Genomic DNA, 12,711 nt, shown 5'->3' with positions numbered 1-12,711 from the left:
GGTGAGTCGAGGGATACGGCCGGGGGCCACTCGGCAGCGGGGTCACTCGGCAGCGGGGTCCGGCGGGTCGGTGCGCTTGACCGGGCCGGGGGCGGGGTGGTCCCCGCGCCCGGCGGCCGGCGGATGGGCGTCACGTTCCGCTTCCCGGGGCCGCACCGCTTCTTCGGCCTGCTCCGGCCCTCCCGCCCGCTCCGTTCCCCCCGGCACGCGTGCCAGCTCCGGAGAGGCCGTGTCCAGGGGAACCGACCAGGACCGTACGAGGCCCAACTGGACGCCCTGGCGCGGCAGTACGGCGTCCAGCAGCCAGTCGGCGGCCACCCGGACGCGGTTGCCGGGCAGCGCGGCCAGGTGGTAGCCGCGGGTGACCGCACCGGCCGCCGGGCCGGACAGCGGGACGCCGAACGGGTTCGCGGCGGCCTGGATCCCGCCGAGGTCGACGGCGAAACCCAGGTCGCGATGGCGGTAGGCCCGCCGGCGCCGGCCGACACCGAGCGAGGCGGCCACGTTCTCCCCGGCCACCCGGCCCTGGCGCCACGCGTGCTGGGCCGTCATCGGCGTGAAGGACCCCGGCTTCTCCAGGTCCGGTACGGCGGCCGCGTCCCCGCAGCAGAACACCTCCGGCCGGCCCGGCACCTGCAGATGGGGGTCGACGATCAGCCGGCCCCGCTCCAGCGGCTGCCCGACCGCCTCCACCAGCGGATCGGGCCGTACCCCGACACACCACACCAGCGTCCGGGACGCGACGAACTCGCCGTCGGTGAGCAGCACCCCGTCGTGGGTGGCCTCCTTCACCGACGTACCCATCCGGACCTCGACGCCCCGCGCACGCAGCACCCGGTCGGCCGTCCGGGACAGCCGCTCGGCCATCTCCGGCAGCACGCGCGGCGCCACGTCCAGCAGGATCCAGCGCGGCCGGAACCCGGCGCACAGCGGATGCCGGCGGGCCAGCCGGTCGGTGAGCAGCTGCATCTGCGCAGCCACCTCGGTGCCGGTGTAGCCGGCGCCGACCACGACGAAGGTGCAGCGGGCCGCGCAGGCCTTCGGATCGTCCTCCGTGGCCGCCAGCTCCACCTGCCGGGTCACGTGGTCGCGCAGGTACAGCGCCTCGGGCAGCCCCCGGAAGCCGTGCGCGTGCTCGGCGACCCCGGGGATGGGCAGCAGCTTGTTGACGCTGCCGACACACAGCACCAGCCGGTCGTAGGTGAGGGCGCCGATACCGCCCTCGGGGTCGGAGTAGTGGACCGTACGGCCGTCGAGGTCGACATGGTCCGCCTCGCCGAGCACCATCCGCACTCCGTGCAGGGTGCCCGGCAGCGACACGGTGACCCTGCGGGCCTCCAGGATGCCGGCGGCGACCTGGGGCAGCAGCGGCAGGTACAGGAAGTAGTCGGTCGGGTTCAGCAGAGTGATGTCGGCCCGGTTCCGGGTCAGCCGGGCCAGCGTGCGGGCAGCCCGGTACCCGGCGAAACCGGCTCCGACGATCACGACGTGAGGTCGGCTCACGGTGCGCCTCCGGCGGTGTGGCTCGTCCGAGGTTTTCCGCGTAACCGAGGCCGGGGCACCCAAACGCCGCGCGGGTCACCCGTACGCCGGTCGGAGCACCCGAACGCCGCGCCGCGCCCCCGGCGTTTCGCCCGCCGGGCGCCGGTTACCCGGCCCGGGACCGCATGACACCGCAGCAGCGTCGCCCGCGCGGAGGTTTCCCCATGCCCGAGTACGGCTGTTTCCTGGCGAGCGAGGAACACACCCCCGCCCACCTCGTCGAGCAGGCTCGGATGGCCGAGCAGGCCGGATTCCGGGCGCTGTGGATCTCCGACCACTTCCATCCGTGGAACGACGCGCAGGGGCAGAGCGCGTTCGTGTGGTCGGTGATCGGCGCCCTGTCGGAGGCGGTGTCGCTGCCCATCGAGACGGCGGTGACCTGTCCGACCGTGCGGATGCACCCGGCGGTGACGGCGCAGGCCGCGGCGACGAGCGCGGTGCTGACCGAGGGACGTTTCCGGCTGGGCATCGGCACCGGCGAGGCGCTGAACGAGCACATCCTCGGCGACCGCTGGCCGCCGCTGCACGTGCGCCTGGAGATGCTGGAGGAGGCCGTGCAGGTGATGCGCCGGCTGTTCACCGGCGAGGAGGTCAACCACCAGGGCACGCACTACACCGTGGAGAACGCCCGCCTCTACACCGTTCCCGACGAACCCGTGCCCATCGACGTCTCCGGCTTCGGGCCGAAGGCGACGTCGCTCGCCGCCCGGGTGGGCGACGGGTACATCACGATGATGCCGGAGGAGGAGATGGTCACTCAGTTCCGCAAGGGCGGGGGCGGGACGAAGCCGGTGAGCGGCGGTACGAAGGTCTGTTACGGCACCGATCGCGAGGAGTGCGTCCGTACCGTGCACCGGCTCTGGTACAACGAGCTGCTGCCCGGGGAGATGGGGCAGGTGCTGCCCTCGCCGCGCCACTTCGAGCAGCTGCGGGAGCTGGTCACCGAGGACATGGTGCGCGAGAAGGTCGTGTGCGGGGACGATGCCGACCAGCACGTGTCCGCGCTGAGGGCGTTCGCCGACGCCGGGTTCGACCGGGTGTACGTGAACCAGATCGGGGCCGATCAGAAGGGGTTCTTCGACTTCTACCGGACGAAGGTGCTGCCGCGGCTCGGCGGCTGAGTGGGCGGTGGTTCGGTTCGCTGCGCTCAGGCCCTGTGGTGGCCGGTGTCCGGGGGCTCCTTCGGCATCGGCGGGTACGGCAGGCCCAGGCCGCTCGGCGGACCCGCCGGTGGGGTGCCGCCGATGGCAGGAGCCGGCGGCGAGGGGTGGCTGTGCCTCGGGTGGGCGGCACCCCGCAGGGCGTAGGCCACCGCACCCATGATCGCCGCGGTGATCAGGGCTGCGCCCCAGCCGGGCAGGCCGGTCGCCAGGGCCAGGCCGACGGCGAGGGCCAGCGCGGCGCCCGCGTACAGGGCGGCGGCGCCGGACGCGGCGTAGAGCAGGGCGGTGCGGCGCTGCTTGCGGGTCTGCTCGCGCAGCTCGTCGCGTACCGTCTCGCGTGCCACCTGTGCCAGCTCTTCGACCAGGTGCTTGTCGAGATGTTCCAGGTGATCCAGGCGTTCCGAACGGTCCATACCCTGCGGGTACCCGGCGGGCACAGCGGGTAACGCGGGCGCCCTGCACGGCCCGGGCCGCCGCAACTAGGCTCGGGCGCATGGAGATTCTGGGCGCCTCGTTGCGCATCTGCGTCGACGACCTCGAGACCGCGATCCCCTTCTACGAGCGTCTGGCGGGCGGCAGAGCGCTGCGCTTCGAGCGCGGCGGGGTCCAGGTCGCCGCGATCGGCTCCTTTCTGCTGATGAGCGGCCCGGAGGCGGAACTGGAGATCCTGCGCAAGGTGGCGGCGACCATCGCCGTCGAGGACGTGGACGAGGCGCACCGGCTGCTGACCGGCCTCGGCGCCCGGATCATCGCGGGGCCGCTGCCGACGCCGGCGGGCCGGAACCTGATCGCGATGCATCCGGACGGGTCGGTGTTCGAGTACGTCGACCAGCGGGCCTGAGCCGGTCAGAACGCGTCGGGCCGCATCCGGAAGTCGTGGCGGGCGGGCAGGGGCTCGTCGGTGAGCCGGGACCACAGCCGGCCGAGCGCCTCCTCGCCCTCCCGCAGGTCGGCGACCTCGAAGCCCGTGTCGAGGACCGCGCGGGCCTCCTCGGGCCGTCCCTCGGCGAGCAGCAGTTCGGCCTCCAGCAGCCGGAACCGGCCGCGCCGGCGCACGGCGGGCAGCAACCGGTCCCAGACCGCCCGGGCGTCCGCCGTCCGCCGCACCCGGAGCAGTGCCTGCAGGGTCTCCCGGCCGAGCGCGGCCACGGCGGCGGTCCACGTCTCTTTGTCGTCGCGGCGCTCGCGGCACAGGTCGTCGAAGGCGTCCGCGTACCGCTCGGCGGCCCGTTCGTGGTGGCCGGACTCCTGGTCGGCGACGGCCAGGCAGCGCAGCGACGGCCAGAGGGACGGGGCGAGTTCGAGGGCGCGTTCCCAGCTGCGGACGGCCTGGGCGCGGTCGCCGGCGTGCCACTGGGCGACTCCGAGGTGGTACTCGGTGTGCGGGCCGGCGGGCGCGGTCTCCAGCATGTCCCGCCAGTGCGGGGCGACGAGGGTCTCGCCGGGCGGCCGTACCCGGCGCGGCTCGGGCAGGGAGCCGGTACGCAGCAGTTCCCGCCAGGGCGCCTGTGCCTCGCCGAGGGTGGACTCGGGGAACGGGGTGCCGGGCAGTTTCCAGTCGCCGCGCAGCACTTCGAGGGCGCCCCAGCCGGATCCGGCGGCCAGGATCTCGCCGGGTTCGGTGTCGGCGCACGGCCGCCAGGCCGCGTACGCCTCCTCGACCCGGGCGCGCGGCAGGGCGGACTCCAGCCGTTCCCCGGCGCCCTGGACGGCCCCGGTCCACTCCCCTTCCGGGGGTGCGTCGAGCGGGCCGTACGCCTCCAGCCAGGACACCTCGCTCTCGGCGTCCAGCCGGACGTGTTCCAGCTGGGTGCGGGCGAGCCCGGCCTGGATCTCGCAGTAGCCGCCGGTGCCGGGTTCGGTGAGCCACTCCTGCCAGCGCCGGCCGCCGGGCAGATGGCCCCAGACGAAGAGCTTGCGGCCGCGCAGGGTGTCGGTGGAGGTCTGCACCAGGCCGTGCCCGTCGGCGTCCAGCGCGGCGATCCAGCGGCGGCTGCCGTCCGGCACGTCGTAGAAGTAGTCGGCGGCGTAGGGGCTGTCGAGGGGGTGGGTGCGGTCGATGCCGTCGTACGACGGGACGGGCACGCGGCGCAGGCGGCGCTCGTAGCCGAAGTGCCAGGCCTCCTCGGCGGGGACGAGGACCCGGCACTCCTCCGGCACCGCGATGTTGGACCACCAGTAGGTCGGCACCGGGCGCTCGTGCGGGTTGCGGACGCGGACGCCGACGTAGAGGAAGTCGGAGCCGTCGGGCAGCCACAGGTCGACCTGGAAGGGCAGGTCGCGCAGTCGTTCCCACTCCCACAGGCGCAGCATCTCGCCGCCGTCCGGGGCGGGGACGCGGGCGGCGTGCAGGGGTGCGCAGGAGAGCGTGGTGTGGCCGGTGGCGCCGATGTTCCATTCGATGCCGCCGGAGTACCAGGCGCCGTTGAGGGCGAAGTTGGCGGGCTGGAACACCGGGTTGCGGTAGAGGAGTTCGCGTCCGGTGGGCAGGTGGATCAGGGAGGCGACACGGCCGCCGAGGCCGGGCAGGACGGTGGCGCGCAGCCGGTCGTTCTCGATCACCAGGGCGTCGAGGGGGCGGGGTTCGCGGGTTCTGTCGTAGCCGTCGCGGACGCGGACCGGGAGCAGGCTGTGCAGCGGCTCGTAGGCGAGCTGGCGGGCCATGTCCCCGGGCATGCCGTCCCGGTCGCGGTCCTCGATGCGGTGGACCTCGTCGAGCGGGCGCAGCGGGGGCAGGGGGTTGTCGGGTCCCAACTGCGCGGCGGGCAGCGTCAGTACCTCACGTCGGATCCTCGTCACGATCACCATGGAACCCGGCGTGCGTCGAGTCGGCCAGGGGATGTGCCGGTCAGGATTGCGCAAAGGGTGTGTTCAGGCGGTGGGGTCGCGCATCTCGGCGGTGAGTGCCCAGCGTTCGTGGTCGCGCCAGGCGCCGTCGATGTGGAGCATGGCCGGGGAGAACCCCTCCAGCCGGAAACCGGCGCCGCGTGCCATCGCGATCGAGGCGGTGTTCTCGGGCTGCACGTTGATCTCCAGCCGGTGCAGTCCGAGCGGGCCGAAGGCGTATCCGATGACCAGGTCGAGGCCCTCGCGCATCAGGCCGCGCCCGGCGGCGTGCGCGAAGGCCCCGTAGCCCAGGGCGCCGCACTGGAAGCCGCCGCGCACGATGTTGTTGATGTTGATGAACCCGGCGATCTCCCCGCTGTCCTTCTCGCACACCAGGAAGCCGGCCTTGGTCGGGTCCTCGATCAGCGGGCGCACGTAGGCGGCGTAGGCCTCGTCGTTGTCCGGCGGGAACAGCCAGGGCCGGTGCAGGTCCTTGCTCTCGCGGGTCCGCGCGGTGAACTCGGGTCCGTCTCCGAGGGTGAAGTGACGGATGCCCACGCGGGGGCCTTCGGCGAGGTAACGGGGCGCGGTGTGCGGCATCGGGCCAGGGTACGGCGTCCCCACCCACGCCGTCTGCGGAAACCGGCCCGCGCCGTCTCCGGGAACTCACCGACGCCGACTCCAGGAACCGCCTGGGCCGACACCTCGAACGCGCCCGCCCCGACTCCTGACATCCACCCGGCCGGGCTCCCGGCGTCCACCCGGCCGGCTCCCCAGCCCATCGGCCCAAGCTCCCGGAATTCTCCCGGCCCGGCTGCCCAGCCAATCCGCCCCAACCGGCACCTCGGACCCGCCCCGACCAGCACATGGAATCCGCCCAGCTTGCTCCAGGCATCCACCCGGTCGGGATCCAGCCGATCAGCGTGGGCCGGTACCTCGAACTCGCCCCAACCGGCACCGGAACCCGCCCGGCCCGACTCCAGCCGATCCCCCCGAACCGGCACCCGGCATCCGCAGGGCCCAGCTGCTCGAAGTCCCCCGGGCCGACCCCGGAACCGGCCCCGTCCAGCTGCCCCAAGCCCCCGGACCCACTGCCGGAACCCGCCATCCCCGGCTCAGCCGCTCACGACCGGTAGTCGCAGCACCCCGGTGTCCCCGGGGTGCTGAGCACGGTGACCGGCCTGATCCCCCGGTTGCCCGAAGTAGGCGTCGTGGCTCGCGCGCGGCGGGGCGCCGGTCGGGGCACACGGGATTCAGTGCGTGCCGTCAGCGCAGCGCGGGCTGCTCCAGCGTCAAGGTGCCCGCGTCCGCGTCGAGTTCGGCCCGCACACCGAACGGGACGGTCACCGCGTCGTCGCAATGCCCGAATCCCAGCTCCTCCACCACCGGCACCCCGAGTCCGCAGAGCCGGTCGGCGAGGACCGGGCGCAGTTCCTCGTCACGGCCGCAGTCGCGCCAGGAGCCGAGCCCGATCCCGGCGACCCCGTCGAGCCAGCCGGAGCGCAGCAACTGGGTCAGCAGCCGGTCGACGCGGTAGGGCGCTTCGGCCACGTCCTCCAGGAGCAGCAGCCCGCCCCGGGCACCGGGCCGGGCGTACAGGGTGCCGAGGTCGGCGGCCAGCAGGGTCAGACAGCCGCCGAGCGTGATCCCCCGGGCCCGGCCGGGCGCCAACCCGGCCCCGGTCGAGGTCAGGGTCCGCACGCTCTCCGGAGCGAACAGGGTGGAGCGCAGATGATCCTGTGCGCGGGCGCTCTTGACGAAGTCGACCCCGGCGGCGGCCGGTCCGTACAGGCTGACCAGGCCCAGCCGGGTGGCGAACGCCTGGTGCAGCACGGTGACGTCGCTGAAGCCCACGAACACCTTGGGCCCGGCCGCCCGCATCGCGTCCCAGTCCAGCAGGTCGACCATGCGCTGGGCGCCGTACCCGCCGCGGGCGCACAGCACCGCGGCGACGGACGGGTCGCACCAGGCGTTCTGGAGGTCGGCCGCGCGGTCGGCGTCCCGGCCGGCCAGGTAGCCGAACTCCTCGTGCCGGCCGAGCACATGGGGTGCCACGATTGGATCCAGGTCCCAGCCGCGCAGCACGTCGAGCCCCGCCTGGAGCCGTTCCTCGGGCACCGGCCCGCTGGGGGCGACGACGGCCACACGGGCGCCCGGAGCCAGCCGCTCCGGGCGCGTCAGTTCCTTCACGTGTGCAGCTCCAGTCTCGGGACATCGGGCACGTCCAGTTCGAACACCTGGGCGTACAGGGAGAGTTCGGCCTCCAGGGCACGCACCATGGTCTCCGCCCGCCGGAACCCGTGCCCCTCTCCCTCGAAGGTGAGGTAGGCGTGCGGCACGTCCCGGCCGGCGATCCGGGCGAGGAAGCGTTCGCACTGGGCGGGCGGGCAGATCACGTCGTCCAGGCCCTGGAGGAGCAGGAACGGCGCGGTGAGCCGGTCGGCGTGGGTGCTCGGCGAGCGCTCGGCGTACCGGGTGGGCACCTCGGCGAGCGGGCCGATCAGCGACTCCAGGTAGCGGGACTCGAAGTCGTGGGTCCCCGGCCCCCAGGTGACCGGGTCCAGGACCGGGTAGATGATGGTGCCGCAGGCGTAGACGTCGGTCGTGGTCAGGGAGGCGGCGGCGGTCCAGCCGCCCGCGCTGCCGCCCCGGATCGCGAGCCGGGTGGGATCGGCGGTGCCCTCGTCGGCCAGGGCGCGGGCGACGGCCGCGCAGTCCTCGACGTCGACCACGCCCCACTGTTCACGCAACCGCTCGCGGTAAGCCCGGCCGTACCCGGTGGAGCCGCCGTAGTTCACCTCCGCCACGCCGATGCCGCGCGAGGTGAAGTAGGCGATCTCCAGGTCCAGCACGAGCGGCACCCGGCCGGTGGGGCCGCCGTGCGCCCAGATGACGTAGGGCGGCAACTCGCCGTCCGGAGCGGTGCGTTCGGGGTGGTGCGGCGGGTAGACGTGGGCGTGCACCTCGCGGCCGTCCGGGCCGGCGAAGACGCGGATCCGCGGCTCCGGGTAGTACGCGGGGTCGACGGCGTCCCGGTGCCGGGCACCGATCGCGCGGGCCCGGCCGGTGGCGGTGTCCAGTTCGACCACCTCGGGCCCGGTGCGCGGGCTGGCACCGACACCTACGACGCGGCCGCCGTGGACCGCGAGGGTGGCGCCGAACTCGGTCCACGGCCCGGCGGCGTCGACGATCTCCCCGGACTCCGTGTCCAGTATCCCGAGTACGGTCGCCCCCCGGCCGTGTACGACCGCCACCAGACCGTTGTCCAGCGGCGCGAACCAGCGCAGGCCCGGCTTCCACAACGGGCCGGCGAACTCCTCCTCGCGCGGGCACAGCCGGACGCCGTCCCGGTACAGGTTCCACCAGCCGCTGCGGTCGCTCGCGTACAGAAGACGGCCGTCCGCCGACCATTCGGCCTGCGCGATCGCCTCCTCGGGGCCGCCGGCCACCGTGCGGACGGTGTGCAGTGTGCCGTCGTCGCCGATGTCGCCGACGAGCAGTTCCGTCCCGTCCCACGGCATGCGCGGATGGTCCCAGGCCAGCCAGGCCGCCCGCCGGCCGTCCGGCGAGACGCGGGGCCCGGTGACGAACCGGTGCCGGCCGCCGGTGAGTTCACGCACGGCGGACCGGTCCCCGGCGGCGGATCCGTCCAGCGGTACGGCGGCCAGGACCCGCCGCACGTCCGAGGGGCCGTCCCCGGTGAACTCCTCCAGCACGCACCACACCTCGCCGCGTGCGAGGTCCACGTGCGGGTCCGCCCAGCGCAGTCCGCCGCCCACCGGGGACACCGGGGTCAGCGGGCGCGGCTCGCCGCCGGGCTCGTACCGGTACAGCCGCTGGTCGGCGAAGTCGGTGAACACCACGAGCGGTCCGCCGTCACGCGGCACCCCGGCCCAGGGGCGGCCGCCGTACTCCACCACTCGGTTGCGCACGTTCCACGGCGCGGCCAGTACGACCTCCTCCGCGCCCTGTGCCGTCCGCCGCACCAGTGCCCGGCGTCCGCCCTCGGCCGGCCGGGGCTCGGTCCACCAGACCTCGTCCCCGACGAAACCCACCCACTCCGGGTGCCCGTCGTGCGCGGCGGCCAGCGCCGCGTCGATGGGCGACGGCCACGATCCGTACGGCGACGCCCGCATCTCGCCCCCCTTGCCTAGGCCGTCCGCAGGAAGCGGTCGAGCACCCGCACACCGAAGTGCAGCGCCTCGACCGGCACGCGCTCGTCCACACCGTGGAACAGCGCCTGGTAGTCGAAGTCCTCGGGCAGCTTCAAGGGAGTAAAACCATAGCCGGTGATGCCGAGCCGGGAGAACTGCTTGGCGTCCGTGCCGCCGGACATGCAGTACGGCACGACGTGCCCTTCGGGCGCGAACTCCTCGACGGCGGCCCGCATCTTCGCGAAGGTCGGCGAGTCCACCGGCGCCTCGAGGGCCACCTCCCGGTGCGCGAACTCCCAGCTCACGTCGGGCCCGGTCAGGTGGTCGAGGGCGGCGGTGAACTCCTCCTCGGTGCCCGGCAGACAGCGCCCGTCGACATAGGCGACCGCCTCGCCGGGGATCACGTTCAGCTTGTAACCGGCGTCCAGCATGGTCGGGTTGGCGCTGTTGCGGACGGTCGCCTCGACCAGCTTGGCCGCCGGGCCGAGCTTCTCCAGCAGCAGGTCCACGTCCGTGAAGTCGGGCTCGATGCCGTACACGGCCGCGAGTTCGGTGAGCGCGGACCGCACGGTCGGGGTGAGCCGGATGCGCCACTCGTGCTCGCCGATGCGGGTGACGGCGGCGGCGAGCCGGGTCACCGCGTTCTCCCTGTTCACCTTGGAGCCGTGTCCGGCCCGGCCGCGCGCGGTGAGTTTCAGCCAGCCGGTGCCCCGCTCCCCCGCGGCGATGGGGTAGAGCTGCCGCCCGGCGCCGTCGTGGAAGGTGAAGGCGCCGGACTCGCTGATGCCCTCGGTGCAGCCCTCGAACAGCTCGGCGTGCTGGTCGGCGAGGAACCCGGAGCCGTCCTCGGCGCTGGCCTCCTCGTCGGCGGTGAACGCGATGACGATGTCCCGGCGCGGCCGCACGCCCTGCCGGGCCCAGGAGCGGACGACCGCGAGGATCATCGCGTCCATGTTCTTCATGTCGACGGCGCCCCGCCCCCACACCACCCCGTCCCGGATCTCCCCGGAGAACGGGGGCACGCTCCAGTCGGCGGCCTCCGCGGGCACCACGTCCAGGTGACCGTGGACCAGGAGCGCGTCGGCGCAGGGGTCGGTGCCCTCGATCCGGGCGACGACATTGGTGCGGCCCGGCGTCCGCTCCAGCAGCACGGGTGCCAGTCCGGCCCCGGCCAGCCGCTCGGCCGCGTACTCCGCGGCGGGCCGCTCCCGGCAGTCCCCGCCGCCCCGGTTGGTGGTGTCGATGCAAATCAGACCGGAGGTGAACTCCACGACCTCGTCCAGGGCCTGCTGGTCGGCGGGCCTCTCAGCCATACTGCTCCTCCACGGCGGCAGAGACGATCGTGGTGACCGTCTTGAACGTCCGGATCCCCTCGTACATCGTGGCGCTGGTGTACGCCACCTTCCGCTCCGCGATGCGGGCGACCCCGGGCACGACGGTGGCCGCCATCGCCAGGTGTTCGGCGTCGAACTCGACGGCGACGGTGAACGGGCCCGCCTCGACCGGTTCATGACGCACCGCGAGCCGGGCGGCCTCCTCGGCGGCGGCGCGGATGTCGGCGCCGGTGCGCGCGGGCGTCCGGCACACCGCCGCATACCGGGACACATGGTCCTTCACCGCGACCTTCAGCGCCTCCGGCGCGTAGCCGAGCGCGTCCTCGCAGGCCACGTCGTCCCCGGTGACGAGGACGACGGGGACGCCGTACTCGGCGACGACATGCGCGTTGAGCAGGCCTTCGCTGGCGCGGGCGTCGTTCAGCCACACACCGGTGATCTGGTTGGCGAGGTAGGTGTGGGCGAGGACGCCCTCCATGCCGGCGCCCGCGTGGTAGCCGACGAACGCGATGCCGTCGACGTCGCCGTACTGCACGCCCTCCACCATCGACAGCGCCTTGTGCCGCCCGGTGAGCATCTCGACCCGCTCGTCGAGCCGCTCCAGCAGCAGGTTGCGCATGGTCCAGTGGGCCTCGTTGACGAGCACCTGGTCGGCGCCGCCGTCGAAGAAGCCCTCCACGGCGGCGTTCACGTCCGAGGTGAACATCGACCGGCACCGCTCCCACTGCGGCGTCCCCGGCAGCACGTCGGCCGGCCAGGTGACGCCCGTGGCCCCCTCCATGTCGGCACTGATGAGGATCTTCATGCTGCGTCACGTTACGCGCCGCGGAGCGGCCGGGCTACGACCCGGAGCGCCCGGTCACCGAGCGCTCCACTGCCGACCCGTCTCCAGGTGCCCCGCCTCTCCTGACGGGCCGCCTCCTCGGCCCCGGAAAGCCGCAAAAGCCCCTTACTGCGCCCCGGCGAGGACGAACCAGTGGGCCGGCAGGTCGATGCGGGTGCCGTCGGTCAGGTACTCGGTCTGCGGCAGGGTGGTCTCCCCCTCGGCGAGGACCTTCAGCCCGGCCTCGCCGAGCAGCCGCGGGATCTCCGGATCGTCGGCGTCGGCGGGCTTGAGGCCGTGGTGGAAGACACGCTGCAACTTGGGTCCCGGGCCACCCTCCTGGGACGCGGCGCGCCTGAGCACGTCCCGGGAGCCGGAGGTGAGTTCGGCGACGAACGCGCGGCCCTCGGTGCCGACGAGCTCGGCGACGGCGGCGGCGACCGCGGGTCGCGCCTCCGGTTCGCTCTGGTGGATGACGGCCCGCATGTAGACGTTGACGTCGCCGAGGCGCTCGTGCAGGGCATGCACGGCCTCGGAGTCGGTGAGGTCGAGCTGCTGGAACTCGACGGCGTCGTCCTGCGTGGCGCGGCGGGCGTGCTCGACGGCGGCGTGCGAGAGGTCGACGCCGACGGCGCGCGCGAAACGGGTGGCCAGGTAGCGGGTCTGGGTGCCGTTGCCGCAGCCGAGGTCGACGATGGTGCGTGCGGGGTCCGCGTGGGGCAGGAGGAGGGCGGTGTGCGGTTCGGCGGACAGGGCGGGATCGCAGTCCCAGATCGCCTCGCCCGCCTCGTCGGAGGTCTGGCTCCAGTAACTCTCCCAGTTGCTGCGGTACTTGTCCGAGACGTTCATGGCGATCTCCCCACGGTTCG

At 73.6% G+C, this 12,711-nt stretch carries 11 protein-coding genes; 2 read left to right on the top strand and 9 right to left on the bottom strand.

Translation table 11 applies throughout. The annotated features are described in order from the left end of the window. Window positions 1–42 precede the first annotated feature (42 nt). Entirely contained in the window at window positions 43–1,503 is a 1,461-nt protein-coding gene (locus ABT288_RS13970) for an NAD(P)/FAD-dependent oxidoreductase (RefSeq protein ID WP_351606498.1), read from the bottom strand. Window positions 1,504–1,706: 203 nt separating this feature from the next. Here ABT288_RS13970 and ABT288_RS13965 point away from each other — a divergent pair, with 203 nt between their 5' ends. Next, entirely contained in the window at window positions 1,707–2,663 is a 957-nt protein-coding gene (locus ABT288_RS13965) for an LLM class F420-dependent oxidoreductase (protein ID WP_351606495.1), read from the top strand. Between the two features lie 26 nt (window positions 2,664–2,689). Here ABT288_RS13965 and ABT288_RS13960 read toward each other — a convergent pair whose 3' ends face one another. Then, on the bottom strand, window positions 2,690–3,118 hold the full coding sequence (locus ABT288_RS13960; RefSeq protein ID WP_351606492.1) for a phage holin family protein: 429 nt from the start codon (window positions 3,116–3,118) through the stop codon (window positions 2,690–2,692). An 80-nt stretch (window positions 3,119–3,198) separates the two neighbouring features. Here ABT288_RS13960 and ABT288_RS13955 point away from each other — a divergent pair, with 80 nt between their 5' ends. Continuing rightward, the gene (locus tag ABT288_RS13955; RefSeq protein WP_351606489.1) at window positions 3,199–3,546 is read left to right on the top strand and encodes a VOC family protein; all 348 of its coding nucleotides are present in this window, start codon (window positions 3,199–3,201) and stop codon (window positions 3,544–3,546) included. Window positions 3,547–3,551: 5 nt separating this feature from the next. Here the strand turns inward: ABT288_RS13955 and ABT288_RS13950 are convergent, their stop codons facing one another. The 7 genes from ABT288_RS13950 to ABT288_RS13920 all read right to left on the bottom strand — a co-directional run bounded on the left by ABT288_RS13950 (window position 3,552) and on the right by ABT288_RS13920 (window position 12,691). After that, window positions 3,552–5,513 (bottom strand): DUF5107 domain-containing protein, encoded by a 1,962-nt coding sequence (locus ABT288_RS13950; protein ID WP_351606486.1) that lies wholly within the window; start codon window positions 5,511–5,513, stop codon window positions 3,552–3,554. Between the two features lie 63 nt (window positions 5,514–5,576). Further along, a complete protein-coding gene (locus ABT288_RS13945) occupies window positions 5,577–6,131 on the bottom strand; it encodes a GNAT family N-acetyltransferase (protein WP_351606483.1) in 555 nt (184 codons plus the stop codon). A gap of 666 nt (window positions 6,132–6,797) precedes the next feature. Next, window positions 6,798–7,721 carry a S66 peptidase family protein gene (locus tag ABT288_RS13940; RefSeq protein ID WP_351606480.1) on the bottom strand — a complete coding sequence of 308 codons (924 nt, stop codon included), beginning with the start codon at window positions 7,719–7,721 and terminating at the stop codon, window positions 6,798–6,800. After that, entirely contained in the window at window positions 7,718–9,667 is a 1,950-nt protein-coding gene (locus tag ABT288_RS13935; protein WP_351606477.1) for a S9 family peptidase, read from the bottom strand. The genes ABT288_RS13940 and ABT288_RS13935 overlap by 4 nt, the downstream gene beginning before the upstream one ends. A gap of 14 nt (window positions 9,668–9,681) precedes the next feature. Beyond that, complete coding sequence (locus ABT288_RS13930) at window positions 9,682–10,998, bottom strand: M20/M25/M40 family metallo-hydrolase (protein ID WP_351606474.1); 1,317 nt, start codon at window positions 10,996–10,998, stop codon at window positions 9,682–9,684. Beyond that, window positions 10,991–11,824: a M55 family metallopeptidase gene (locus ABT288_RS13925; RefSeq protein ID WP_351606472.1), complete on the bottom strand. Its 834-nt coding sequence runs from the start codon at window positions 11,822–11,824 to the stop codon at window positions 10,991–10,993. The genes ABT288_RS13930 and ABT288_RS13925 overlap by 8 nt, the downstream gene beginning before the upstream one ends. Before the next feature lie 144 nt (window positions 11,825–11,968). Further along, a complete protein-coding gene (locus tag ABT288_RS13920; RefSeq protein WP_351606469.1) occupies window positions 11,969–12,691 on the bottom strand; it encodes a methyltransferase domain-containing protein in 723 nt (240 codons plus the stop codon). Between the last annotated feature and the right edge of the window lie 20 nt (window positions 12,692–12,711).

The organism is Streptomyces sp. NPDC001093 (assembly GCF_040298985.1).
Taxonomy (GTDB): domain Bacteria; phylum Actinomycetota; class Actinomycetes; order Streptomycetales; family Streptomycetaceae; genus Streptomyces.
The sequence above is the reverse complement of the archived record's forward strand: the minus strand, read 5'-3'. Positions and strand labels throughout refer to the sequence as shown.